We start from the raw sequence: 25,239 nt of genomic DNA, 5'->3' as shown, positions 1-25,239 counted from the left end.
GTTATCAGCTCCCGTACTTCTTGCGGTTGTCCTCGAGCTGCTTGTTGGCCTTCGCCACACCGTCGTCCAGCGCCTGCTTGGGCGACTTCTTGCCCAGCGCCGCCTCGTTGAAGGAGTTGTAGAAGGTGGTCATGACCTCGCCGAGACCCGGGGCCGCCGGCGGGAACGCCGCGTACTCCAGCTCGGGGGCGAGCGACGAGATCTCCGGCAGCGCCTTGAACTCGGCGCCCTCGCGGACGGCCTTACGGGCCGGGATCTGGCCGCCCTTCGCCCAGTCCAGTGAGTGCTCGCTGAGCCAGTTGATGAAGACCTTGGCGCCGGAGACCTTGTTGGCGTCGTTGGCCCGCTGCTTGACGATGGTGAAGTTGTGCGAGTTGGCCCAGGCCGCCGGCTTGCTGCCGATCTGGGGGAGCGGAGCGACGCCCCACTGCACCTCGGGGCTCTTCTTCAGATCGTTGATCTGCCAGATGCCGTTCCAGGTGAAGGCGTTCTTGCCGCTCTTGAACGACAGGTAGTCGGCGTCCTGACCGACGTTGGCCGGAGAGAAGCCCTGCTTGATCATGTCGACCAGCCAGGTGCACGCCTCGACCGCCGGGTCCGAGTTGAAGGTGGCCTTGGCGACCTCGGCGTCGAACAGGGTGGCGCCCCACTGGTTGAGCAGCGAGTAGAAGGTCATGCCGCCGGTGAACTGGAACGGGCTGACCCAGAAGCCCTGGATGCCGGCCTTCTTCAGCTCGGTCAGCGCGGCGACGTAGTCGTCCTTCGTCGTCGGGGGCTTGTTCGGGTCCAGGCCGGCCTTCTGCATGACGGACTTGTTGTAGTAGAAGCCCAGCGGGTGCATGTCCAGCGGGATGCCGTACCGCTTGTTGTTGTAGAGCCCGCCCTTCCACACGGTGGGGGCGAAGTCGCCCTCGGCGAGCTCCAGGTTCTTGGCGACGTCGTCCAGCTCGGTGATCACGCCGCGGGCGGCGAAGGTGGCGAGCTGGTCCATGTGCATGACCGCGATGTCCGGGCCGTTGCCGCTGGAGGCCGCGCCGGGGAGCTTGTTGTAGTAGTCCTCCCACTGGTACGTGGCCACCGACACGGCGATGTTCTTGTGCTCGGTGTTGAACTGGTTGACCAGCGCCTTGAAGATCTCGCCGTCACCGCCGGTGAAGCCGTTCCACAGCTTCAGGTCCACCTTGGGGCCGGTGTACTCCTTGCCCCCGTTGCCCGCGGCCGGGCCGGAGGCGCTGTCGTCGCCGCCACCGCAGCCCGCGAGGGTCAGCGAGGCCGCGGCGCCGAGTCCGAGACCGAGGCCGAGCAGGCGACGCCGGCTCATGTCGTTCTGGATCATGCTTTATCTCTCCTTGTGGGGGACGGATGAATTGTGCCTGCTCAGAACCGGTGTGGCACCTACGCGTTGGCCGGGCCGAAGCGGAGCACGCTCCAGGACACGGCGGGCAGGCGCACTGTGCACCGGCCGCCGTCGGGGGTGGGGGTGGGAAGGTCCCGAGGCGTCACCCGGTCGGGGTCGGCCTCGGTGTTCGTCGCCGACGGGTCAGACCCGGCAGCGATGCTCTGGAAGGACAGGCCGGACATACCCGGCAGCCCGCGCAGATCGATCTCCAGCGGGAGATCGGTGGAGCCCCGGTTGACCGCGAAGACGGTCAACTCGCCGGTCTCCTCGTCGTGCACGGCGACGGTGTCGAGCACCGGCACGTCCCCGTACTTCTTCGTGTCGTAGCGCGGCGACACCGGGTCGGTGCGCAGCACGGTGCCCCGGGCGTACCGGGCGGTCAGCGCGAACGGGTGGAAGATGCTCTGCCGCCAGGCCGGGCCGCCGTTGCGGGTGCGGATCGGCGCGATCACGTTGGCGAGCTGGGCCTGCGCGGCCACCCCGACCCGGTCCGCGTGGCGCAGCAGGGTGATCAGCAGGTCGCCGACGACCACCGCGTCGACCGCTGTGAAGTCGTCCTCGATCAGCGCCGGAGCCTCGACCCAGCCGCGCCGGTCCAGGTCGGCCTGGAGGCGGGACTCGTACCAGACGTTCCACTCGTCGAAGGAGATCTTCAGCTTGCGCTTGTGCCGCTGCTTGGCGGCCACGTGGTCGGCGGTCGCGACGACCTCCGTGATGAAGTTGTCCATGTCGACGGCCGAGGCCAGGATGCTGGCCTGGTCGCCGTCGGACGGGTCGTAGTAGGTGTGCGCCGAGATGTAGTCGACGTGCTCGTAGGTGTGCTCCAGCACCGTCGCCTCCCAGGAGGCGAAGGTGGGCATCCGCCGGTTGGAGCTGCCGCAGGCGATCAGGCTGATCGACGGGTCGATCATCTTCATCGCGCGGGCGGCCTCGGCGGCGACGCGGCCGTACTCGTCGGCGGTCTTGTGGCCGACCTGCCACGGGCCGTCCATCTCGTTGCCCAGGCACCACAGCCGCACCCCGTACGGGTCCTCGGCGCCGTGCTTGCGCCGCAGGTCGGAGAGCTCCGTGCCGCCCGGGTGGTTGGCGTACTCCAGCAGGTCCAGTGCCTCCTGGACCCCACGCGTGCCGAGGTTGACCGCCATCATCGGTTCGACGCCGGCCTCGGCGGCCCAGGTCATGAACTCGTCCAGCCCGAACGCGTTGGTCTCGATCGTCTTCCAGGCCAGGTCGAGTCGGCGGGGCCGGTTGCCGACGGGGCCGACCCCGTCCTCCCAGCGGTAGCCGGAGACGAAGTTGCCGCCCGGGTAGCGGACCACCGAGACGCCCAGCTCACGGGTGAGGTCCAGCACGTCGCGGCGCAGGCCCCGGGAGTCGGCGCTGGGGTGGCCGGGCTCGTAGATGCCGCCGTAGACGCACCGCCCCATGTGCTCGACGAATGAGCCGAAGAGGCGTCGGTCGGCCGGGCCGATGGAGAAGGCCGGGTCGATCGTCAGCTGCGCGGTCCGCAAGGGGGTGCCACCTTTCCTCGTGCCGATGCCGGGTGAGCGCGGTCACCGTTCACCCGGTGTCCATCGTTTCTACAACGTTGTAGGCAACGTTGTAAAGGGCTGATGACGAGGTATGGTGCGCTGGGTTACATCGGGGAGGTTGCGGAGTGCGACACAGGCTCAAGGACGTGGCTGAACGGGCCGGGGTGTCGGTGAAGACCGTCTCCAACGTCGTCAACGGCTACGTGCACGTTCGGCCGGACACCCGTGCCCGCGTCGAGGAGGCGATCGCCGAACTCAACTACCGGCCCAACCTCTCGGCCCGCCACCTGCGCAAGGGCCGCACCGGCGTAATCGCGCTGGCCGTTCCGGAACTGGACATCCCGTACTTCGCCGAGCTGGCCCGCTACGTGGTCAACGCCGCCGCCGCCTACGGCTGGACGGTGCTGATCGACCAGACCGGCGGTCGGCGCGAGCAGGAACGGGTGGTCGCCTCCGGCATCACCGACCACCTGATCGACGGGCTCATCTTCAGCCCGTTGGCGCTGACCGCCGAGGACCTGACCGGCCTGGACGGCACACCCATGGTGCTGCTCGGCGAGCGGGTCGAACACGGCCCCGCCGACCGAGTGGTGATCGACAACGTGACCGCCGCCCGGGAGATCACCGCTCACCTGATCCAGCTCGGCCACCGCCGGATCGCCGCAATCGGCTCCCAGCGCACCGACGAGGGCGCCAGCGCCCGGCTGCGCCTGGCCGGCTACGCCGACGCGCTGCGCGCCGCCGGGCTCGACTACGACGAAGCCCTGGTGGCGCCCGCGTCGGCCTGGCACCGCGCCGACGGTGCGGCCGCCATGCAGGGCCTGCTCACCTCCGGCGTACGCCCCGACGCCGTCTTCTGCTTCAACGACACGCTCGCCCTGGGTGCCCTACGTGCCCTGCACGAGGCGGGACTGCGGGTGCCCGAGGACGTGGCGGTGGTCGGCTTCGACGACATCGAGGACGGCCGGTTCTCCATCCCCACCCTGAGCACCGTCGCCCCGGACAAAGAGAAGATCGCCCAACTGGCGGTCGAACTCCTCGCCAACCGCCTGGACGGCGACCGCACCGCCCCGGCGAAGGAGGTCTCCGCCCCCTACCGCCTGGAAATCCGCGAATCCACCCGGACCCCGTAACCAGCGCCGGGCCGGTCAGTCGAAGAAGCGGGCCAGGTGGGACTTCGGGGCGGTGTCGGCGTCCGGTGGTAGCGGAGTCAGGTCGGCGAAGATCGAGGCGCCGTCACAGCCTGCGTGCAGGGGATACCACCGTGGGGTGCCCGGTGGGCGGCCCTGGCAGATCCCCTTGAACGTCTGCACGTCCATCAGCCGGACGTGGGTCGGGTCGGCCACCGCGTTCACGTGCCCCCACCAGGGACTCATCACGTGCAGCACGCCACCCGGCCGCAGCACCCGGTGACACTCGTCCACCAGCGGCAGGAAGTCGATCAGGTGCTCCAGGATGTGCACCGCGAACAGGACGTCCACCGAGTTGTCCGCGAGTGGCAGCGAGCCGGACAGGTCCGCGACCGCGTTCACCCCCGGCGCCGGATAGATGTCCAGCCCCAGGTTGCTCGACCACTGTTTGGTCGGCCCGCAACCGAGGTCCACGACCACCGGCGCCCGCCCACCGATGCCGACCCGGCACCAGATGCCGTAGACGCCGGCCAGCCGGCCCACCAGGTCCCGTACCAGCCGTAACTGGCTCGGTTCGGCGACGTCTCCGCTGAGATGGGCCACCCCCCGGTCGAACCGCACCTCCACGGCGAGGCCCCGCAGCCGGTCGTCGTGTCGAGCCTGGTCCGCCCATGCCTGGGCGAGGGAATCGTCGATCGCCCGCAGCCGGTCGGCCGAGGGCGGAGTCAGTGCCAAAGCGACCATTCGGGCCACCTCCCGCCGCGCGATACCCGCAATCGCGCCCGTTATGCCCCGCTCGTCCGCGTCGTCGCCTGCCCCGGCGCGGCGGGCCATGGGCGTGTCGCAGGATGCGGGGCAGGACGGCAATCGTCGTGATGCCACACAGGCATCAAGATGACTGTGTGGCATCACGCTCGAAGGAGCCACCGCCGGCACGGGCCGAGCCGGCCAGCCGGCTCGAGTCAGCCCGAGAGGGTACGGCGACCGCCGCGCATCCGTTGGCGGGGTGGCGGCTCGGCCGGCTTCGGCCGCTTGAGGTGATAGCGGTGCAGCTCGTTGTTGCCGGGCAGGGACGGGTCCTCGCTCATCGCGACCAACTCCCAGCCCTGGTCACCGGCCCGGTTCAGGTGGGCCAGGGCAGTGTCGCCGTACGGCGTCACGTCGACCATCGAGCCGTCCGGGCCGTACCAGACGAAGACGACCTCCCAGCCGAGGTCGTTGGTCGCGGCCTGGCGGCGGCGGACCAGCAGGGCGTACTCCCACTTGAGCATGGCGTCATTCTCACCCCGCGCTGGCCCGCCGGCACGGATCAATCCTCGGCGATCCGCCCGCCGTCGACGCGGAGCCGCCGGTTCGTCTCGATCGCGGCCAGCATCCGCCGGTCGTGGGTGACCAGCAGCAGCGTTCCGGGGTAGCTGGCCAGCGCCGACTCAAGCTGCTCGATGGCGGGCAGATCCAGGTGGTTGGTGGGCTCGTCCAGCACCAGCAGGTTGACCCCCCGACCCTGGAGCAGGGCCAGCGCCGCCCGGGTCCGCTCACCGGGGGAGAGGGTGGCCGCCGGTCGCGGCACGTGCGCCGAACGCAGCCCGAACTTGGCCAGCAGGGTCCGCGCGTCCGCCGGCGACATGTGGGGTACGGCCGCGTGGAACGCGTCGATCAGCGGCGCGTCGCCGAGGAACAACCCTCGGGCCTGGTCCACCTCGCCGATCACGACGCCGGGCCCGAGTGTGGCGGTGCCCGCGTCCAGCGGCAGCCGCCCCAGCAGCGCGGCCAGCAGGGTGGACTTGCCCGAGCCGTTCGCCCCGGTCACCGCCACCCGGTCCGCCCAGTCGATCTGGAGGTCGACCGGGCCGAGGGTGAACCCGCCTCGGCGTACCACAGCACCTCGCAGCGTGGCCACGACGGCGCCGGCGCGGGGGGCGGCGGCGATCTCCATCCGCAGCTCCCATTCCTTGCGCGGCTCCTCGATCACGTCGAGCCGTTCGATCAGCCGCTCGGTCTGCTTGGCCTTCGCGGCCTGCTTCTCGCTCGACTCACTGCGGAACTTGCGACCGATCTTGTCGTTGTCGGTGGCCTTGCGGCGGGCGTTCTTCACGCCCTTCTCCATCCACCCACGCTGGGTGCGGGCCCGCGCCTCCAGGCCGGCCTTGGTGTCGGCGTACTCCTCGAAGTCGGCGCGGGCGTGCCGGCGCGCCACCTCGCGCTCCTCCAGGTAGGCCGCGTAGCCACCGCCGTAGTGGTGCACCTGCTGCTGGGGCAGGTCCAACTCCAGGATCCGGGTCACCGTGCGGGTGAGGAACTCGCGGTCGTGGCTGACCAGCACCGTGCCGGCGCGCAGCCCCGTGACGAACTCCTCCAGGCGCTCCAACCCGGCCAGGTCCAGGTCGTTGGTCGGCTCGTCGAGCAGGAACACGTCGTAGCGGCTGAGCAGCAGCGACGCCAGCCCCGCCCGGGCCGCCTGACCGCCGGACAACCCGGTCGTCGGGTGGTCCAGGTCGACCGCGAGCCCCAGGTCGGCGCTCACCTGCTCGGCGCGCTCGTCCAGGTCCGCGCCGCCGAGGGCGAGCCAGCGCTCCAGCGCGTCGGCGTACGCATCGTCAGCACCCGCCGCCCCGGCGGTCAACGCCTCGGTCGCCGCGTCCAACGCCGCCTGCGCGGCGGTCACCCCGGTCCGTCGGGCGAGGAAGTCCCGTACCGTCTCGCCCGGCCGCCGTTCCGGCTCCTGCGGCAGGTGCCCGACGCTCGCGGAGGGCGGGCTGAGTCGCACGGTGCCGGCCTCGACCGGCAGCAACCCGGCGAGGGTACGCAGCAGCGTCGACTTGCCGGCCCCGTTCGGCCCGACCAGGCCGATCACGTCACCGGGGGCGACCACCAGGTCCAATCCGGCGAAAAGCGGGCGGTCGCCGTGCCCGGCTGCCAGGTCCTTGACGATCATCGTGGCGCTCATCAGGACGGCAGCCTATCCGGCCCCGCGCATACGAGCGGCCGGCAGCGGGCAGACTCAACGACGTGGTGACCACACTCGCGATCGACTGCGGCGGCGGAGGCATCAAGGCCTCCGTGCTCGACGAGGCGGGAACGATGCGGGCCCGGCCGTTGCGGGTGCCCACGCCGTACCCGTTGCCGCCTGAGCTCTTCGTCCGGACCCTGCTCGATCTGGGCGGGCGCCTGCCAACGGCGGACCGCCTGACCGTCGGCGTACCCGGAATGATCCGGCACGGGGTGGTGGTCGCCACGCCGCACTACGTGACCCGCAGCGGCCCTCGCAGTCGCGTCGACCCGGACCTGCTCGCCGAGTGGTCCGGCTGGGACGCGCGGGGCGCGCTGGCCGACGCGTTCGGAGTGCCGGCGCTGGTGCTCAACGACGCCGAGGTGCACGGCGCCGGGGTGGTCGCCGGCACCGGCTGCGAGCTGGTGCTGACCCTGGGCACCGGGCTGGGCAGCGCGCTCTTCGACGGCGGGGTGCTCGCACCGCACCTGGAGCTGTCGCACGCGCCCGTGCGGTGGGGCACCACCTACGACACGTATGTGGGTGAGCCGGAACGCCGGCGGCTCGGCGACGCCTTCTGGTCCCGGCGGATCCGGCAGGTGGTCGACGGGCTCCGCCCGGTGTTCCGCTGGGACCGCCTCTACCTGGGCGGGGGCAACTCCCGGCTGATCAGGCCCGAGCAGCTGGCCCGGATGGGCGACGACGTGGTGGTGGTGCCGAACACCGCCGGGATCGTCGGCGGTGTCCGCGCGTGGGAGCTGTCCGTCGGCCGCCGGGACGCCCGCACCTGACCTTGTCGGTGCCGCAACTGACCCGATCGCGACTGCCGGGAACAGTCGCCAAACGCCCGGTGTTGTGCCAGCGTCGGAACAGGTGACGGTGCGACCCGAGGGGGTAGGGCAGATGGATCTTCTGGCGGACTACCGGCGGGCGACCATGTTCTTCGAAACCGGTGACCCGAGCGGAGCGGCCCGACTGCTGGAGCCGATCATCGACGCCGAACCCGGCAACACGGCCGTACGGCAGTTGCTGGCCCGGGCGTACTTCCAGTCGGCGCAGCTCAACCGCGCCGAGGAGCACCTGCGGGAGCTGGTCGACCGGGACCCGAGCGACCACTACTCGCACCACGTGCTCGGTCGGACGCTGGAGCGGCTCAACCGGCACAACGACGCGCTGCGGCACCTGCGGATCGCCGCGGCGATGTACGCGACCAACGACGACTACCGGATCGCGCTGGAGCGGGTGGAGACCCGGGTGGGCGGCGCACGCTGAGCGTGGAACGGTGACGTGGCAGGGGCGGTCCTCCGGGGCCGCCCCTCCGTCGTTCCGGGCCCGCCGCGGGCCGGCCGGTCCTCGTGAAACGGGCCCTAGGATGGCGGACATGGGACCTGACCGGCCGGGGACTGCGGCATGAAGCTCAAGCTGGACCTGCACGAGATCTTCAACAAGGGCCAGGACATCGACCGTGCGCTGCGCGGGATCATGGACGAGGCGGTGGCGAAGAAGGCCACCCTCGTCGAGATCATCCCCGGCAAGGGGTCCGGTCAGCTCAAGAAGCGCGTGCTGCGGTTCCTCGACCAGAAGGACGTCAAGCAGCTCTACCACCGCGTGGAGAAGGACTCGAAGAACTTCGGCAGGCTCTTCGTGCACTTCCGCTGGAAGTAGCGACGGCATTAGCGGCCTGTGCTTTAGATAGACCGCTCCCGAAGCTAGATTCAATCTAGCTTCGGGAGAGTCGATGTTCATCGGCCGGCGCACGGAACTGGACCTGCTGACCAAGCAGCCCGGGCTGTTCGACGCGCCATTTCCAGTCCTGGCGATCATGACCGGGACGCCTGAGTGGCCGCGTCGGTCCTAGGATCGGGATGATGCAGGAGTCACCGCTGACGGTTCGGCCGGCGCGCTTGGCGGACGTTGCTTCGCTGGTGGAGTTGCGCCTGTCCAACGCTCAAGCGCACCTTGCGCTCGACGCCGCCACTTACCGCGTTCCGCAGCGTGACGCGGTAGTGCGCCACTTCACCGCGGTGCTGGCCGACGAGGCCGGACAAGATGGCGTCCTCGTTGCTGAGGCTCGTGACGGCCAGGTCGTCGGGATGGTCGAGGTGCTGCGGCATTCCGACCCGCCCGAGCATCAGATCCTGCGCCCCGAGCCGTCGGCCCAGGTGCACACGGTTGTGCTGCCCGATGCCAGAGGACTTGGCGTCGGATCAGCGTTGCTGGCGGCGGCCGAGCGGTGGGCAAGCGGCCGGGGGATCACGTATTTGTCGGCCGGCATCCACCATCGCAACGTCGATGCCGTGCGCTTCTACAGCCGGCACGGCTACACCGACGCCGGTCTTTCCCTCGGTAAGAGAGTGGATTAGCGACTGCGGTCTCGGTCATCCGAGCGAGATGATGGCGGCGACGAGCAGTAACGAGGGCAGGGATCCGCGTGGCTACCAGGTTTCGGGGCACGTCAAGTGGACCGGCGCGCCGCCGCCCCGGATTCGGGTGGCTGGCCCGCAGGCTGCCGACCCGGGCGGTTGAGGCGGCGTCCCACCTCCAGGCGTTCGTGCTCTCCGGCGTGGTCACCGTGCTGGCCTTGCGGGCATACCTGGAGGCCACCAACTATCCGCAGCTCGGCGGCGGTGGGCTGCACATCGCGCACGTGCTCTGGGGCGGCCTGCTGCTCGCGGTCGGCCTGGGGATCCCGCTGGTCTTCCTCGGCGAATGGCCGCGTACCGCCGGGGCGGTGGTCGGCGGCGTCGGGTTCGGGCTGTTCATCGACGAGGTGGGCAAGTTCGTCACCACCGGCACCGACTACTTCTACGCCCCGGCCGCCGCCATCATCTACGTCGCGTTCGCCCTGCTCGTCCTGCTCACCCAGGCGGTACGCGGGCGTACCGGCCGGTCCCGGCTGACTTCGGCCGAGCGCACCGCCAACGCGCTGGACATGGTGCTCAGCGGTCTGCCCGCCGGGCTGACCGACCGGCGCCGGGCGGACGTACGGCGTCTCGTGCGGGGTGCCGGGCCGGCCACCGAGGCGGCCATGGAGCAGTTGCTGGACACGGTGCCTCGGCGGGAACCGTCCCCGGTCCGGTTCTGGCAGCGCGCGGCGGACCGATTCCGGCATCTCGCCGTCTGGGCGACAAGGCAGCGCTGGCTGGTCTGGCTGGTGGTGGCCTACCTGGTGGTGGAGCCGGTGCTGATCATGGTGGCGGTGCTGCTGGACGGTGTGACCGGAGAGCTGGACCAGGAGCGCGAGTGGGGTGCGGTGGTCGGTGTCACCGCCACTGCGCTGGTCACGGCGGTGCTCAGCCTGCGGGCGGCGTGGCTGCTGCGCCCGAACCGGCCCGAGGCGTTCCGGTTCTTCAAGCTCGCGCTGCTGGTCAACCTGCTGTTCGGGCAGGTTTTCAACTTCACTGTCAACCAGTTCGGTGCGGTTGCCGTGGTCGCGCTCGACCTGGCCCTGCTGGGGGTGGTGACCGCCGAACACCGCCGGCTGCGGCGCGCCGCCGACCGCGGTGACCATCCACCGCGCTGACGTGGGCGGACCCCGCCACTGTCGCAGAGGGCATCGGCGAAGGATGGCCGGCGAAGCTCCATAGGATGGCTCACCGACGACGGTCGTAGTGAAGGGCGTTTCCCATGGTGAACAGAAGCGACGTCGAGGCGGCGGCCGCGTTGGTGCAGGGGCGGGTGCGGGAAACCCCGGTCATCGCTGTCGACGGCGCCGACCTGGGCGTGCCCGGGCAGCTCAGCCTCAAGCTGGAGCTGCACCAACACACCGGCTCTTTCAAGCCGCGCGGCGCGTTCAACCGGATGCTCCAGGGGCCGCTGCCGCCGACGGGGGTGATCGCCGCGTCCGGCGGAAACCATGGCCTAGCGGTCGCGTACGCGGCCCGGTCGCTGGGCGTGCCGGCGGAGGTGTTCGTGCCGGTGACCTCCTCACCGGTCAAGGTGCAGCGGCTCGCCGGGCTGGGTGCCCAGGTGCGCCAGGTGGGCCAGCACTACGCCGAGGCGTTGGCCGCGAGCACCCAGCGGGCGGACGAGACCGGCGCGTTGGTCGTGCACGCGTACGACCAGCCGGAGGTGGTGGCCGGTCAGGGCACCGTCGGCCGGGAGCTGGAACGGCAGGTGGACGGGATCGACACGGTGCTGGTGGCGGTCGGCGGCGGCGGGCTGGTGTCCGGCATCGCGAGCTGGTTCGACGGGTCGGTACGTGTCGTCGCCGTCGAGCCCGAGCAGATCCCCACCCTGCACTCCGCGCTGAAGGCGGGCGGACCGGTCGACATCGAGGTGGGCGGTATCGCCACGGACTCGCTGGGCGCCCGCCGGATCGGCGACATCGCGTTCGACACCGCCAGCCGGACCGGAGTGGTGTCCGTGCTGGTCAGCGACGAGGATCTGGTGCGGGCGCGTCGGCTGCTCTGGTCGGAGCTGAGGGTCGCCGCCGAGTTCGGTGGCGCCACCGCGCTGGCCGCGCTGGTCGGCGGCGCGTACGTGCCGCAGGCGGGGGAGCGGGTGGCAGTGATCGTCTGTGGCGGCAACACCGACCCCAGCGACCTGGGCCCGGCCGCGCCGCACTGACGCCGAAGAGCGGCGGCCCGGCGGAGGAGGAACTCCGCCGGGCCGCTTCGGGTCAGATCGGATAGGTGCGGGCGACCGCCAGCATCTCGGAGCTGTGCGACCCGACGACGCCGACGGCCGGCGGCCGGGCGCGGAAGCCGGGCAGCGCGTCCAACCCGTCACTGGCGTCCATGGCCCGCAACGCCACCTGCCCGGCGATGGGCCGCACTGTCAACGTGACCTCGATGCCCTCGGTGGGCGGGGCGTGGAACACCAGCCCGAAGCCCCACTTGCCCTCCCGGGGCTCCACCGGCACCGGCCGCCCGGCGACCTCGGCCCGCAGCACTGTGGCGGTCGACGTGTCGACGTGCAGGGTGGCGAGCCGGGCGGCCCGCTGCGGGGTGAGCCGCAGACGCAGCGTGCGTTCTCCACCAGCCGTGGCGTCGGCCACCACGTCCAGCTTCGGGGCCGGCAGGTTCGCCGGCTGCGCCGGCCCGGCCCGCAGCTCACCGTCGCCGAGCCCGGGGAAGTCGTCCCCGACGTCGGCCGTCCCGTCCACGTAGCCGTCCGTCCACGACTGCGGGTCACTCTCGTGGCTGAGCCAGCGGGCCTGGCCGGTGCCGGCGTCCATCGCGTACATCAGGTGGGTGGGCGCGGGATGGTCGGCGTCGAACCGGTCGACGCCCAGCCCGACCCCGGCGAGCACCACCGCCGCCACGGCCGTGGCGGCGGCCGGGAGCGCGCCGAGCCGTCGGGCCCGCAGTGCCAGCAGGCCGCGCTGGCCGCCGGCCTGCGGGTGCAGCAGGTCGACCACCGGCAGGGCGGTCAGGCCGAGCAGCACCGCGACCAGCGCGGCAACGCCGCCCATGCCCATCCCCAGCGCGGGGAAGAGCAGCACCACGGTGGGCAGCAGGATGACCACACCGACGGCCGCGGCGGCGGTCACGGCCACCACCGGCCACGGCCCGGTCTGCCGGGTACGCAGCGCGACCAGCCCACCGAGGGCGCCGGCCAGCGCCGGCACTGTGGTGAGGTACGCCCCGCCGGGCACCGCCACGGCGAGCAGTACTCCGAGCAGCGCCAGCCAGGCCAGCCCGCCGACCGCGAGTGCGGCCGGGCCGATCCGGCGGCGGGTCAACGCGTACCAGGCGAACAGGATGGCGGCGGCGAGCGCCACGACGGCCAGGCGATACCAGATCGGCCGGTACGGGTCGAGCAGCTCCGCGTACCCCGGTCGGATCGCGGTGATCGCCAGCCAGAGCAGTTGGGCGGCGACCGGCGCGACCACGATCGGCACCAGGGCCAGCCCGAAGCCGGCGGCGAGCCGGCCGCCGCTGGCCCGGCCCTGCCGACGGGTCAGCCAGCCCAGCGCGGCGACCGCCGCCACCGCGAGCAGGGCCAGCGGCAGGGTGAGCGTGCCCGGGTAGCGGACGAGGCCGCCGGGAACCGGGAAGTAGGTCGCGTCGTGCCCGGAGCGCAGCTCGGTCAGGTCGGTCGCGCCGAACTCCCGGGCCAGGCCCAGAGCGTTGTCCCCGTGCTGCTGGAGGCTGCCCCGGTCCATGGCCTCCGGCGTGTCCAACGGTGTGTGGTAGATCGCGCCACCGTCGATGTACGCCGAGTTCAGCCCGATGAACTTCTGGTCCAGGAAAGCGGTGAAGTCGGTGTCGTTGGGCAGCGCCCGGTAGATCTCCACCGCGAACGAGGTGCCGACCGGGTGCGGTGCGGCGCGGCCGAAGATGTCCACCAGTTTCGCGTTGTTGCGGGACGTCTCGAACATGATCACCGGCCCGGTGGAGCCCCGCGCCTCCAGGTTGAGCACCACCCCGCCGTCGGCGGCCAGCGGGTGACTGCTGGCGAACGCCGCAGCGCCGCACAGACACGCCTCCTCGGCGTCGGTGAGCACGAAGACGATGTCGTTGCGCGGCCGAGGGCCGGTGGTCAGCGCGCGGGCCACCTCCAGGATGGCCGACGTGCCGGCGGCGTCGTCGTTGCCACCCGGCCCGGTCTGCACCGAGTCGTAGTGGGCGGCCAGGAAGACCCGACCGGTCGAGTCGGTGCCGGGCAGCCGGGCCACCACGTTGCGTACGCGGGCCACTGTCGCCCCGCCCGCCGCCCCGCTGAGCTGGCCGGCCTCCGGTGCCACAGTGTCCTGCACCTCGGTTTCCAGGCCCAGGCCGCGCAACTGCTGCTCAAGGTGCGCGCGGACCTGGTCGTTGGCCGGGCTGCCGGCGACGTGCGTCCGGGCGGCGATCACCTGGACGTCCTCGTACGCCCGGCTGGCGCTGAACTCACCCGCCGGCGCGTCCGCCGGCTTCGGCGTCGGGGTGCGCAGGTCGAGCAGGCTGCCGGCGCCGACGGCGGCCAGCGCGACCAGAGCCGCAGCGGCGGCCAGGAGCCGCCGGCGAGGTCGCGTCAGGGCCCGGTCGGCAGGGGGTACGCCTGGAGCCGGACGGGCCGGCGTGCCCGTCGTGGCCGGGGTGGTGGGTGCGCCCACGGGAACTCCTCGGGGGGTGGTGGGGCCTGGGGTGGCACCATCCTGCCCGTCAGCGGTCACCGATGGGACGGCCGGTAGGGCCCCCATCGACCGCCCGCCCGGTTTGTCATCCGACGGGCAGTGATCCGCACCGCCCCCGCCCGCGCCGGAGCCATCGTGTTGTGTGCGACCGTTGTCTAATACAGGATCAGCAGGGCACTCGGAAGGAGCCCGACATCACCAGCGAACTCCCGCGCCTCGCGGCGGTGACCCGGCCGACCCGGGGAGCCGGTCTGACCGGTTCCCCAGTAGTGCCGTACCCGCACGGCGGTCTGGCACGGCATGCCAACCTGCCACCTGGCGAGCGGTTGCGGGTGCTGCTGGTGGAGGACGACGAGGGCGACGCCTTCCTGGTCGGCGAGCTGCTCGCCGAGACGAACTCGATGATCGATCTGACGGTCGCCACCAGCCTCCGGGAGGCGCGACAGCGGATCGTCGACGTCGACTGCGTCCTGCTCGACCTGGGCCTACCCGACGCGCAGGGGTTGGACGGGCTGCGCCAGGTGCTGGAGATGTCCAGCGGCGCCGCGGTCTGCGTGCTGACCGGCCGCTCGGATGAGCACCTGGGCGTCGTGGCGGTCGCCGAGGGCGCACAGGACTACCTGGTAAAGGGTCAGGTCGACGGTGTGCTGCTGACCCGGGCGCTGCGCTACGCCGTTGAGCGTAAGCGCGCCGACGAGAACGCCCGACGGCTGCGCGAGGTCGAGTTGCGTCAGGCCGAGTCGGCGCGACTCGAACGCGGCCTGCTGCCCCAGCCGCTGATGACGACCGACCAGGTGGCGGTGCACACCTTCTACCGGCCCGGCCGGCACGCCGCGTTGATCGGCGGGGACTTCTTCGACGTGGTGCAGACCCGCCCGGACCGCATCGACCTGATCGTCGGTGACGTCTGCGGGCACGGGGTGGACGAGGCCGCTCTCGGCGTCGAGTTGCGGGTGGCCTGGCGTGCCCTGGTGCTCGCCGGAGTGCCGGACGACGAGGTGCTGCCCGCGCTGGAGCAGGTGCTGATGAGTGAGCGCCGCCTCCAGGAGATCTTCGCGACGGTGGCCACCACCCGACTGGACCTGGACGCCAACCGGGCTACCGTCCGACTCGCCGGGCACCCGCCGCCGCTGCTGCTCTCCGGCGGCCGGGTCGCCCCGGTGCCCGCGCCCGGCGGCCGACTGCTGGGCGTACGACCCCGCCGGCCGATCGCCTACGACCTGGAGTTCGACACCGATGACTGGTCCCTGCTGATGTACACCGACGGCCTCATCGAGGGGCGGGTGGGAGCGGGCAACGAACGCCTCGACGTGCCGGGGCTGACCGGGCTGCTCGACGAGCCGGCCAACCGGTCGGTGTCGCTGCCCGAGCTGCCGGCCTGGCTGGTCGGCCGGGCCGAGCGGCTCAACGGTGGCGCGCTCGCCGACGACGTGGCCATGCTGCTGGTCAGCCGGGGTGGTGGCCGGTGAAGCCGGTGGTCGGCGGCTGGAGTCTGCGCCGCCGGGTCATCAGCCTGCTCACCGTCGTGGGCTTCCTGTTGATCGCCCTGGCCGGCGCGGAGGCGGCGATGGCCGCCCGCAACCGCACCCAGATCGACGCCGTCCTGAACGAGACCGGCCCGTTGCGGGTGCAGTCCCAGGAGCTGCTCAACGCGTTGCTCGACCAGGAGACGGCGATCCGCGGCTACGCGGTCAGCGGTGACCAGGACGACCTGATCCCCTATCGGGAAGGGCTCGACCAGGAGAAGAGCGTCACCGCCTCGATGCGAGGGCTGCTCGACAACTATCCGCAGATCAGCCAGGAGCTGCGGACCGTCGAGGACCGCATCGCGCAGTGGCGGCAGTCGGTCGCCGAGCCGGTGATCACCACCACCGAGCGCAGCGGCACCAGCGCGGGCCAGGCACTGGTCACCGAGCAGGCCCGGCAGCAGTTCGACGACGTGCGCACTGCGGTCAACGACCTCCAGGAGGAGGTCCTGGCCGCCCGGGAACAGACCGCCAGGAACGTACGCACCAGCAGCAACGTGCTGGTCGTCCTGCTGATCGTCGCCGCCCTGGTGGTGGTCGTGGCCGGTGCGGTCCTGCTGCTCTCGCTGGACCGGATGGTGGTCCGGCCACTGACCGCCCTGGCCATCCAGGTCCGCGAGGTCGCCGAGGGCGACTACCAGCACCGCATCGCCACCGTCGGCCCGCCGGAGTTCATCCAGCTCGGCGAGGACGTGGACGCGATGCGTCAGAAGATCGCCGCCGACCTGGCCGAGGTGCGGGCTGCCCGCGAGCGCATCGAGTGGGTCAACAGCCAGCTCCAGAAGCAGGCCGAGGAGCTGACCCGGTCCAACCGTGACCTGGAGCAGTTCGCGTACGTGGCCTCGCACGACCTCCAGGAGCCGCTGCGCAAGGTGGCCAGCTTCTGCCAGTTGCTCCAGCGCCGCTATGCCGGGCAGCTCGACGAGCGGGCCGACCAGTACATCGCCTTCGCGGTGGACGGCGCGCAACGCATGCAGCGCCTGATCAACGACCTGCTCGCGTTCTCCCGGATCGGCCGGCTCACCACCGGTTTCGTCGAGGTCGACCTCAACAAGGTGATGGGCGACGTGGCCGGCCAGACCGAGGCCGCGCGGCAGTACGCCGACGCCGAGCTGACCTGGACTGACCTGCCGGTGATCTCGGGTGAGGAACCGCTGCTCACCAACCTGCTGGCCAACCTGGTCAGCAACTCGATCAAGTTCCGGCGCGCGGACGTCGCGCCCAAGGTGCACATCTCGGCCCGGTTGGTGGGCGCCGAGTGGGAGATCACCTGTCAGGACAACGGCATCGGGATCGAGCCGGAGTTCGCCGACAAGATCTTCGTGATCTTCCAGCGGCTGCACTCGAAGGACGCGTACCCGGGCACCGGGATCGGGCTGGCCATCGTCAAGAAGATCGTCGAATACCACGGTGGCCGGGTGTGGGTGGACACCGACGTACCGGAGGGCACCGCGATCCGCTTCACCCTGCCGGCGCTCCCGGCGGACGTGCAGGCGGCTGCCGCTGTCGACTCGGCCGAGGCGCCGCCGGCCCTGGCGGCGGGCGACACGACGGCCTCGAACGAGGATCCGGCAGACTCGGCGGAGCAGTCCGGAGGGTCGGACCAGCCGGACCGGGCCGACGGGGCGCCGGAAAGCGGTAGAACGGGTGACATGAGGGAGACGGTGGGATGACCGCGCCGGCGGATGGCAAGAGCCCGATCGAGGTCCTGCTCGTGGAGGACGACCCGGGTGACGTGTTGATGACCCAGGAGGCGTTCGAGGAGCACAAGCTGCGTAACCGGCTGACCGTCGTCTCCGACGGCGCCGAGGCGCTCGCCTACCTGCGGCGGGAGGGCCAGTACGCCGACGCGGTGGCCCCCGACCTGATCCTGCTCGACCTCAACCTGCCCCGCCGCGACGGCCGGGAGGTGCTGGAAGAGATCAAGAAGGACGAGGAACTGCGCCGGATCCCGGTCGTGGTGCTCACCACCTCGCAAGCCGACGAGGACATCCTGCGCAGCTACCAGCTGCACGCCAACGCCTACGTGACCAAGCCGGTGGACTTCGAGCGCTTCATCTCGGTGGTCCGCCAGATCGACGAGTTCTTCGTCAGCGTGGTCAAGTTGCCGCCGCGTGGCTGACACCCTGCTCGACGACGTTGGCGACCTGCTCCGGGAGGCCGCCGACCAGGTCGTGCTGCCGCTGTTCCGCAAGCTCGACGACGCGGACGTTTCGGAGAAGGCGCACGGTGAGGTGGTCACCGTCGCCGACCAGCGGGCCGAGGAGCTGCTGTCGGCGGGGTTGCGCCGACTGCGTCCGGGCTCGATGGTGGTCGGCGAGGAGGGCGTCGCCGACGACCCGGCGCTGCTGCGCCACCTGGGCGACGGCGGGGACGTCTGGTTGGTCGACCCGGTCGACGGCACCGCCAACTTCGCCGCTGGTCGCCGGCCGTTCGCCCTGATGGTGTCGCTGCTGACCGACGGGCGGCCGAACGCCGGCTGGATCCTCGACCCGCTCGCCGACACCCTCGCCGTGGGCTCGGCGGACGACGGCACCCTGCTCAACGGCCGACCGGTCGACACCACCGCCTCGCTGCCTCCGCTCGGCGAGCTGCGTGGCGCGGCGATGACCAAGTTCCTGCCGCCGGAGATCCGGGACCGGGTCCGCGCCGGCGGTCGACACCTCGGTGAGCTGCTGCCCGGCCAGCACTGTGCCGGCCGCGAATACCTGGACATCCTCACCGGTGAGCAGCAGTTCGTCCTCTTCTGGCGCACCCTGCCGTGGGACCACGCCCCGGGCACCCTGCTGGTCCGCGCGGCCGGTGGCGTCGCCCGCAGGTTCGACGGCGCCGACTACCACCCCTCCGACGACGGCCGCGGGCTGCTCGTCGCGGCCAACGAGCAGATCTGGGACGAGGTACGCGACGCCCTGCTCAGCCCCTGATCCGGGCGCTGCGCGGGCTCCCGGACGCTCTGCGCGAGGCTCTTGGACGCTCTGTGCGATGGCGCTGGGACGCTCTGTCGACATCTGGGCGGCCCGGAGGTCAGGGGGATGGTCAGCAGCCCACAGTCCGGTATCGTGACCGGCGGTCTCCGCCAGCAGGCCGCCGACCGGCGCCGGCGGGGACGCCGCCGCGCAGTGGTTCACCGGGGGCCGGCGGTCGACGGAAGGACGCTTTCGTGCCCAGGACCATGCTCCGCCCGCGGCTCGGTCGCCGCACTCTGTTCGCTCTGCTCGCCGCCGTCGCACTCGTGCTTGGCGGCGCCGCCGTGCCCGCGTACGCGGAACCCGGCGAGGGGGGCAGCAAGAAGCTGCAGGACGCGTTGGAGCTGACCGCCAAGGGGCACATCGAGGCGAAGGCCAAACTGGACAACTCCAAGCGTCGCCAGACGGCGCTGACCGGCGAGTTGGCGGCGGTCGAGGGTCGACTGGTCGGGTTGAGCGCCCAGGTCGGCGAGGTCGCCGCCCAGTCGTACCGGGTCGGCCGGCTCACCCCGGCGACCATGCTGCTCAACACCAGCACGCCGCAGGCGTTCCTGGAACGCGTCAGCGACCTCGACATGATGGCCCAGCGCGACAGCAAGCGGCTGCGTGACCTCGTCGAGACTCGGGAGCAGGCGCAGCAGGCCAAGATCGCCATCGACGCCGAGGTCCGTGAGCAGCAGAAGCAGCTCGCCGTGATGGCGAAGAAGAAGAAGGAGGCCGAGGCGGCGCTCGCCGAGGTCAGCTCGGGCAGCAGCAACGGGTTCAGCGGCGGCAGTTCCACCTCGGCTAAGCCGGCCCCCCGCAACTCGGACGGGTCCTGGCCGTCGGAGTCGTGCTCGGTGAAGGACCCGACCACCTCCGGCTGCATCACCCCGCGCACCCTGAACGCGCTCAAGCAGACCCAGGCGGCCGGCTACAAGCGGCACGTCTCCTGTAAGCGTGAGGGCGGCGGCGGCGAGCACCCGAAGGGGCGTGCCTGCGACTTCGCGGCCGCCACGAACGGCTTCGAGGATCGCAACGCGACCGGTGGCGACAAGGCGTACGGCGACAGCCTCGCCGCCTGGCACGTGCGAAACGCCGACCGTCTCGGCGTGCTCTACGTGATCTGGTACAGGCAGATCTGGCACCCCGGCACGGGGTGGCGTTCGTACAGCGGCAGCGGCAGCCCCGCCGCATCCCACACGAACCATGTTCATCTCTCGATGTACTGACCCGGAGCACCAGCTTCGCTGCGTACCATCGCGACGATGAGCACCCCACCGTCCGACGTAGCGGCCCCGCCGGCGTCCTCGGCCCCGCCCGTTGCGGTCACCGGCCGGGCGCTGCCCAACGGCCTGGCCGCCTTCCTGGTCTTCTTCTCCAGCGGCGCCGTACTGGTGCTGGAAACCGTCGCGTTGCGCCTGGTCGGCCCCTACGTCGGGGTGACCCTCCAGGTGACCAGCTCGGTGATCGGCATCGCGTTGGCCGCTATCGCGTACGGGGCCTGGTCCGGTGGTTGGCTGGCCGACCGGCGCAACCCGCGTGGCCTGCTGGCACCGGCGCTGGTGCTGGCCGGCATCGCCACCGCCATCACCCTGCCCGTCGTCCGGTACGCCGGTGAGGTGCTGCGGGGCGGCGCGGCCAGCGCGATCCTGCTGCTGGTGGCTCTGGCCGTGTTCGTGCCGGCCGCGTTGCTGGCGGCCGTCACCCCGCTGGTCGTGAAGCTCCAGCTCGCCGACCTGCGCCGCACCGGCCAGGTGGTCGGTCGACTCTCCGGGATCGGCACGCTGGGCGGCATCACCGCCACCCTGCTCACCGGCTTCGTGCTGGTCGCAGCGCTGCGCAGCACCGTCATCCTGCTGACCCTCGCGGTCGCGCTCGGGCTGGTCGGCCTCGGCCTCGGCTGGTACCTGCGCCGGCAGGAGCCCACCGAGCTGCCCGGTCCGGCCCGGACCCGGGCCGCGCTGGCCGTGCTCGGCCTGGTCGGGGCAGGGCTGACCACCGTGGCGCCCAACCCGTGCGACATCGAGACGGCGTACCACTGCGCCCGGGTCGCCGCCGACCCGGACCGGCCCACCGGACGGACGCTGCTGCTCAACTCGGCCCACCACTCGTACGTGGACCTCGCCGACCCGAAACACCTGGAGTACGCGTACACGAAGTGGATCGGCGCGGTCGCCGACGTCGCCGCGCCGGCCGGTCAGCGGCTGGACGCGCTGCACCTGGGCGGCGGCGGGTTCACCGTGCCGACCTACCTGACCGCGACCCGGCCGGGCACCGAGAACGTCGTGTTCGAGATCGACGGCGGGCTGGTCGAGCTGGGCGAGCGGGAGCTGGGCGTACGCCCGGGGCCGCAGCTGCGGACGGTGGTGGGCGACGCCCGCATGCTGGTCGTCGGCGAGCCGACGGACAGCCGCGACCTGGTGGTCGGTGACGCGTTCGGTCACCTGGTGGTGCCCTGGCACCTGGCCACCCGGGAGATGGCCGCCGAGGTCCGGCGGGTCACCCGCCCCGGCGGCGTGTACGTGCAGAACGTCATCGACTACCCGCCGCTGCGGTTCATCCGTGCCGAGCTGGCCACCGTGGCGGCCGAGTTCCGGCACGTCGCGTTGATCGCGCCGCCGGAGGCGCTCGCCGAGGAGCAGGGTTCCAACTTCCTCATCGTCGGCTCCGACGCGCCGCTGCCGCTGGACGCCGTCCGCACCCGACTGAGCGAGGTGGACCCCAAGGTCAGCCTGCTGTCCGGCGCGGAGCTGACGGATTTCGTCGGTGGGGCGATGGTGTTGACCGACGACTACGCCCCGGTGGACCAACTGCTGGCGACCGCCTGAACGAGTGACAATCCTGACCGATTCCGATCCTCCGGGTGTAGGTCGGTTCCTTGTGGGCAACAACGCACACCATGGGTGGTGGGGACCGAAAGGGCGCGCAACTGCTCGATCAGCGGTACCGGCTGATCGAGCAGCTCGGCGCGGGTGGCATGTCGGTGGTCTGGCGTGGGTACGACGAGGTGCTCGGTCGCCAGGTCGCGGTGAAGGTGCTGGCCTCCCGGTTGGCCAGCGACCGGGCCTTCCGCCACCGGATCCGGATCGAGGCGCAGGCCGCCGCGCGGCTCTGCCACCCCAACATCACCAACGTGTACGACTATGGCGAGTCCGAGCAGGTCGGGCTGACCGTGCCGTACGTCGTGATGGAACTGATCGACGGCACCTCCCTGGCCAGCCGGCTGGGCCGGGAGAGCCAGCTTCCCTGGCGGGAGGCCATGACCATTGGCGCGGAGGTCAGCTCGGCGCTGGCCACCGCGCACGCCCGCGGTGTGGTGCACCGTGACGTGACACCGGGCAACGTGATGCTCACCTCGACCGGGGTCAAGGTCGTCGACTTCGGCATCTCCGCGCTGGTCGGGGAGAGCGAGAAGGGGCCGGACGGCACGCTGCTGGGCACCCCCGCGTACCTCGCCCCGGAACGGCTGGACAACGGTCAGGTCTCCCCGGCCACCGACGTGTACGCCGTCGGGCTGCTGCTCTACCGGATGCTCACCGGCCGGCTGCCGTGGCAGGCCAACACCACGACCCAGATGTTGCGGGCGCACATGTACACCGACCCGGATCCGATGCCGGAGGTGCCGGGGCTGCCCGACGAGGTGACCGACCTGGTGCGGCGCTGCCTTGCCAAGCAACCCGCGGACCGGCCGGCGACCGCCGAGGTGGCCAGGACCCTCGCCGACGCGGCCGGGATGCTGGCGGCGGTGCCGGTCTCCCCGGCCGGAGGGCCGCTGGACCCGGCCGCGCTCGCCAGCGCGGGCACCACGATCCTGCCCTGGTCGGCGGAGACCGACGCGTTGCCGATCTCCCGTACCCGCCAACGGGACCAGAGGGTCCGCCAGCGGGTGAGCCGTCGTCGGCGGGTGGAGGCCGGGGTGGCCGCTGTCGGGCTGATCGCGGTCACCGGCGTGATGTGGGGGTTCACCTCGCGTACCCCGGCCAGCGGCGAGGGCCGGCCGACCACCGAGGCCCGGATGGGCCTGCCGGAGAAGGTGCCGTGCGAGGTGGCGTACGCGCTGCGCACGGACTCCGGCACCGACTTCGCCGCCGAGCTGACGTTGACCAACACCGGTGAGAGCGAGCTGCGGGACTGGGCGATGAGTTTCACCTTCCCCGGTCAGCAGACCGTCACGAAGGCGGAGCCCGCGCCGGTGCAGCAGCAGGGGAACACGGTGCTGGTCCGGCCGGTGGCCGAGCGCACCACGCTGGCGCCCGGCGCGGCCGAGAAGCTCACCCTCAGCGGCACGTACAGCGGGGCGAACCAGCTGCCTGTCGAGTTCCGGCTCGGCGACGTGGCCTGCGGCGTACGCGTCTCCGGGGTGGCCGGCAGCACGCCGTCCACCGCCCCGGCGCGCACAGCCGCCACCACGACGAAGACACCACCCAAGGCCCCGCCGAAGGCGGCGACAGCTGGCGGCGGCCCGGGTTCGGGTGGCCCCAAGGCCAAGCCTGAGAAGCCCGGCAAGGGCAAAGGGCCGGGTGGTGGCCCGGGAAAAGCGGGAAAGTGACAAAGGGCAAGGGGAAGGGGCCTGGCGGTAAGAAGTGACGGTCAGCGTCGCCCTGCGAACCGTTGCACCTGGTCGATCCCACCCTCCACGACCAGCAGCCCACCCTGCGCCAGCGCTGTGTCGTCCGAGGCGTACCGGAAACGCTCACCAGGTGCCTTCGCGCCGATCACCCGGACCCCGGAACGCTCCTCCGGGCGCAGGTCGAGCAGGGTGCGCCCGACGAGCGACTCCGGCACCCGGACGGTGGCGATGGCGAAGTCGTCGTCGAACTCGATGAAGTCGAGCAGCCGGCTGACGATCAGGTGCGCCACCCGCTCGCCGGTCTCCGCCTCCGGGAAGATCACGTGGTGCGCGCCGACCGACGACAGGATCTTGGCGTGTTTCTGCGAGGTGGCACGCGCCCAGATCTGCGGCACACCCAGCTCGACCAACGCCAGCACGGTGAGGACGCTCGCCTCCACCGACGCCCCGATGGCCACCACCGCCCGGCCGAAGCTGGTGACTCCGAGCTGCCGCAGCGCACCGTCCTCCGTCGCGTCGGCCTGGACCACCCGGTCGAGCTGCGCCGAGAAGCGCTGCACCTGATCCGGGTTGCGGTCGACGGCCAGCACCTCGCGGTCCATCCGGTTGAGCGACGCGGCCAGATGGCAGCCGAAGCGACCCAACCCGATCACCACGATGCCGCCGCCGCCGTCCGATCGTCTCGCCGACACCTCGACCCTCCTCGCGCCTAGCCGACAATGGGTTGTTCCTGGGGGTAGCGGTAGAGCCTGCGCCGCGTGTTCAGGGCGATCGCCGACCCGAGGGTGAGCGGCCCGACCCGGCCGATGAACATCAGCACGGTCAGCACCAACTGGCCGCTGGCCGGCAGCTCGCTGGCCAGACCGACGGTGAGCCCGGTGGTGCTGAACGCCGAGGTGACCTCGAACAAGGCAGCGACGAACCGCACGCCCTCGGTGAGCAGCAGCAGGAGCATGGTCCCGGCCGTCACCAGCGCGACGCTGAGCAGGGCCACCGTCACGGCCTGCCGCTGACTCGCGGTGGCCACCCGGCGGTGCCCGACCGTCACGTCGGGCTCGCCGCGCAACTCGGCCCAGATGGTGAACGCGAGCAGGAAGAACGTGGACACCTTGATGCCGCCGGCCGTGCTGGCGCTGCCACCGCCGATGAACATCAGCACGATCAGCAGCGGGTAGCTCTCCTCCTGGAGGTCGGCGATGTTCAGCACGTTGAAGCCACCGGTGCGGCTCAACGCGATCTGGGTGAACGACGCGAGCACCTTGCCCCCGACGTCGTACGAGCCGATGGTGCTGGCGTTGGTCCACTCGGCGGCGAGCAGGCCGACGAAGCCGAGCAGCAGCAGGACCACGCTGCCCCAGATGGTCAACTTGGTGGCCACCGCCCAGCCAGCCGGCTTGCGCCATTCCCGGGCGGCCTCGAACAGGGCCGGAAACCCCAGCCCGCCGACGATGGCCCCGAACGCCAGCGGCAACGACACCCACGGATCACGGTCGAAGGCCAGCAGACCCTCGGTGTAGAGCGCGAAACCACCGTTGTTGAACGCCTGGACGGCGTGGAACACGCCCGACCACAGGGCCCGTCCGGGCGGATAGTCGTACGCCCACCAGAGGCGGCCGGCGACAACAGCCGTCATCACGGCCTCGCAGGCGAAGACGGTGATCGCGATCCGGCGCAGCAGCCGGCCCACGTCACCGATGCCGAACTCCGCCGTCTCGGCCTGCACCAGCAGCCGGTTGCGCAGGCCGAGCTGGCGTGAGACCACCAGGATGACCAGCGCCGCCGCCGTGAGGATGCCGAGACCACCGAGCTGGGTGAGCACGGTGATCACCACAAGGCCGGCGCCGGACCAGTAGTTGGGGGTGTCGTTGATCGCCATCCCCGTCACCGACACCGCCGACGTGGCGGTGAACAACGCGGTGACCAGGGGTGGACGCTGATGCTCGATGGTCGACCAGCGGGTCATCAGCAGGCCGGTGCCCAGCAGGATCGGCACCAGGAACCCCAGCGGCACCAGCCGCACGGGGTTGCGGAAAAACCGGCGCACCAGACAATCTTCCTTTCCCGCCCGTCGCCCGGAGCGGG

At 71.4% G+C, this 25,239-nt stretch carries 22 protein-coding genes; 14 read left to right on the top strand and 8 right to left on the bottom strand.

What is annotated here, in order from left to right; genetic code table 11:
* Nucleotides 1-4 precede the first annotated feature (4 nt).
* The gene (locus tag KBX46_RS04150; RefSeq protein ID WP_210791003.1) at nt 5-1,336 is read right to left on the bottom strand and encodes an ABC transporter substrate-binding protein; all 1,332 of its coding nucleotides are present in this window, start codon (nt 1,334-1,336) and stop codon (nt 5-7) included.
* Nucleotides 1,337-1,395: 59 nt separating this feature from the next.
* Nucleotides 1,396-2,910, bottom strand: coding sequence for an alpha-N-arabinofuranosidase (locus KBX46_RS04145; RefSeq protein ID WP_088950318.1), 1,515 nt, complete (start codon nt 2,908-2,910; stop codon nt 1,396-1,398).
* A gap of 146 nt (nt 2,911-3,056) precedes the next feature.
* Between KBX46_RS04145 and KBX46_RS04140 the strand changes: the two genes are divergently transcribed.
* Nucleotides 3,057-4,064 carry a LacI family DNA-binding transcriptional regulator gene (locus KBX46_RS04140; protein ID WP_210791001.1) on the top strand — a complete coding sequence of 336 codons (1,008 nt, stop codon included), beginning with the start codon at nt 3,057-3,059 and terminating at the stop codon, nt 4,062-4,064.
* Between the two features lie 15 nt (nt 4,065-4,079).
* Here KBX46_RS04140 and KBX46_RS04135 read toward each other — a convergent pair whose 3' ends face one another.
* The 3 genes from KBX46_RS04135 to KBX46_RS04125 all read right to left on the bottom strand — a co-directional run bounded on the left by KBX46_RS04135 (nt 4,080) and on the right by KBX46_RS04125 (nt 7,008).
* Nucleotides 4,080-4,805, bottom strand: coding sequence for a methyltransferase domain-containing protein (locus KBX46_RS04135; RefSeq protein ID WP_088950316.1), 726 nt, complete (start codon nt 4,803-4,805; stop codon nt 4,080-4,082).
* A 218-nt stretch (nt 4,806-5,023) separates the two neighbouring features.
* A complete protein-coding gene (locus tag KBX46_RS04130; protein ID WP_088950315.1) occupies nt 5,024-5,332 on the bottom strand; it encodes a hypothetical protein in 309 nt (102 codons plus the stop codon).
* A gap of 38 nt (nt 5,333-5,370) precedes the next feature.
* Entirely contained in the window at nt 5,371-7,008 is a 1,638-nt protein-coding gene (locus tag KBX46_RS04125; RefSeq protein ID WP_099848797.1) for an ABC-F family ATP-binding cassette domain-containing protein, read from the bottom strand.
* Nucleotides 7,009-7,070: 62 nt separating this feature from the next.
* Between KBX46_RS04125 and KBX46_RS04120 the strand changes: the two genes are divergently transcribed.
* The 6 genes from KBX46_RS04120 to KBX46_RS04095 all read left to right on the top strand — a co-directional run bounded on the left by KBX46_RS04120 (nt 7,071) and on the right by KBX46_RS04095 (nt 11,619).
* Complete coding sequence (locus KBX46_RS04120) at nt 7,071-7,841, top strand: ROK family protein (protein ID WP_088950313.1); 771 nt, start codon at nt 7,071-7,073, stop codon at nt 7,839-7,841.
* A 112-nt stretch (nt 7,842-7,953) separates the two neighbouring features.
* Nucleotides 7,954-8,322 (top strand): M48 family metallopeptidase, encoded by a 369-nt coding sequence (locus KBX46_RS04115; RefSeq protein ID WP_210790999.1) that lies wholly within the window; start codon nt 7,954-7,956, stop codon nt 8,320-8,322.
* 138 nt (nt 8,323-8,460) lie between these two features.
* Nucleotides 8,461-8,715 carry a Smr/MutS family protein gene (locus KBX46_RS04110; RefSeq protein ID WP_007465523.1) on the top strand — a complete coding sequence of 85 codons (255 nt, stop codon included), beginning with the start codon at nt 8,461-8,463 and terminating at the stop codon, nt 8,713-8,715.
* Between the two features lie 203 nt (nt 8,716-8,918).
* Nucleotides 8,919-9,413: a GNAT family N-acetyltransferase gene (locus KBX46_RS04105; protein ID WP_210790997.1), complete on the top strand. Its 495-nt coding sequence runs from the start codon at nt 8,919-8,921 to the stop codon at nt 9,411-9,413.
* Nucleotides 9,414-9,556: 143 nt separating this feature from the next.
* Nucleotides 9,557-10,573 (top strand): hypothetical protein, encoded by a 1,017-nt coding sequence (locus KBX46_RS04100; RefSeq protein ID WP_088952035.1) that lies wholly within the window; start codon nt 9,557-9,559, stop codon nt 10,571-10,573.
* A gap of 104 nt (nt 10,574-10,677) precedes the next feature.
* A complete protein-coding gene (locus KBX46_RS04095; RefSeq protein WP_210790995.1) occupies nt 10,678-11,619 on the top strand; it encodes a threonine/serine dehydratase in 942 nt (313 codons plus the stop codon).
* Between the two features lie 52 nt (nt 11,620-11,671).
* Here KBX46_RS04095 and KBX46_RS04090 read toward each other — a convergent pair whose 3' ends face one another.
* Nucleotides 11,672-14,092, bottom strand: coding sequence for a M28 family peptidase (locus KBX46_RS04090; RefSeq protein ID WP_374224937.1), 2,421 nt, complete (start codon nt 14,090-14,092; stop codon nt 11,672-11,674).
* Between the two features lie 290 nt (nt 14,093-14,382).
* Here KBX46_RS04090 and KBX46_RS04085 point away from each other — a divergent pair, with 290 nt between their 5' ends.
* The 7 genes from KBX46_RS04085 (at nt 14,383) to KBX46_RS04055 (ending at nt 23,136) form a co-directional block, all read left to right on the top strand.
* Nucleotides 14,383-15,582 (top strand): PP2C family protein-serine/threonine phosphatase, encoded by a 1,200-nt coding sequence (locus tag KBX46_RS04085; RefSeq protein ID WP_088950308.1) that lies wholly within the window; start codon nt 14,383-14,385, stop codon nt 15,580-15,582.
* A complete protein-coding gene (locus tag KBX46_RS04080; protein ID WP_308159363.1) occupies nt 15,579-17,312 on the top strand; it encodes an ATP-binding protein in 1,734 nt (577 codons plus the stop codon). Before KBX46_RS04085 ends, KBX46_RS04080 begins: the two co-directional genes overlap by 4 nt.
* On the top strand, nt 17,309-17,761 hold the full coding sequence (locus tag KBX46_RS04075; RefSeq protein ID WP_088950306.1) for a response regulator: 453 nt from the start codon (nt 17,309-17,311) through the stop codon (nt 17,759-17,761). Before KBX46_RS04080 ends, KBX46_RS04075 begins: the two co-directional genes overlap by 4 nt.
* Nucleotides 17,754-18,563, top strand: a complete 810-nt coding sequence (locus tag KBX46_RS04070) for an inositol monophosphatase (RefSeq protein ID WP_210790993.1) — start codon at nt 17,754-17,756, stop codon at nt 18,561-18,563. The genes KBX46_RS04075 and KBX46_RS04070 overlap by 8 nt, the downstream gene beginning before the upstream one ends.
* A 248-nt stretch (nt 18,564-18,811) precedes the next feature.
* The gene (locus KBX46_RS04065) at nt 18,812-19,816 is read left to right on the top strand and encodes a hypothetical protein (protein ID WP_088950304.1); all 1,005 of its coding nucleotides are present in this window, start codon (nt 18,812-18,814) and stop codon (nt 19,814-19,816) included.
* Nucleotides 19,817-19,852: 36 nt separating this feature from the next.
* Nucleotides 19,853-21,415, top strand: coding sequence for a fused MFS/spermidine synthase (locus tag KBX46_RS04060; protein WP_210790991.1), 1,563 nt, complete (start codon nt 19,853-19,855; stop codon nt 21,413-21,415).
* Nucleotides 21,416-21,486: 71 nt separating this feature from the next.
* The gene (locus tag KBX46_RS04055; RefSeq protein ID WP_210790989.1) at nt 21,487-23,136 is read left to right on the top strand and encodes a serine/threonine-protein kinase; all 1,650 of its coding nucleotides are present in this window, start codon (nt 21,487-21,489) and stop codon (nt 23,134-23,136) included.
* A 41-nt stretch (nt 23,137-23,177) separates the two neighbouring features.
* On the opposite strand, the gene KBX46_RS04050 is transcribed toward KBX46_RS04055, so the two are convergent.
* Both KBX46_RS04050 and KBX46_RS04045 read right to left on the bottom strand, forming a co-directional pair.
* Nucleotides 23,178-23,849 carry a TrkA family potassium uptake protein gene (locus KBX46_RS04050; RefSeq protein WP_308159361.1) on the bottom strand — a complete coding sequence of 224 codons (672 nt, stop codon included), beginning with the start codon at nt 23,847-23,849 and terminating at the stop codon, nt 23,178-23,180.
* Nucleotides 23,850-23,866: 17 nt separating this feature from the next.
* Nucleotides 23,867-25,201: a TrkH family potassium uptake protein gene (locus KBX46_RS04045; protein WP_088950301.1), complete on the bottom strand. Its 1,335-nt coding sequence runs from the start codon at nt 25,199-25,201 to the stop codon at nt 23,867-23,869.
* Nucleotides 25,202-25,239: the final 38 nt, after the last annotated feature.

Source organism: Micromonospora sp. C81 (assembly GCF_018070425.1).
In the GTDB taxonomy this organism is placed as follows: domain Bacteria; phylum Actinomycetota; class Actinomycetes; order Mycobacteriales; family Micromonosporaceae; genus Micromonospora; species Micromonospora zamorensis.
Note: the sequence above shows the minus strand (reverse complement) of the source record. Positions and strands in the feature narration are given on the sequence as shown.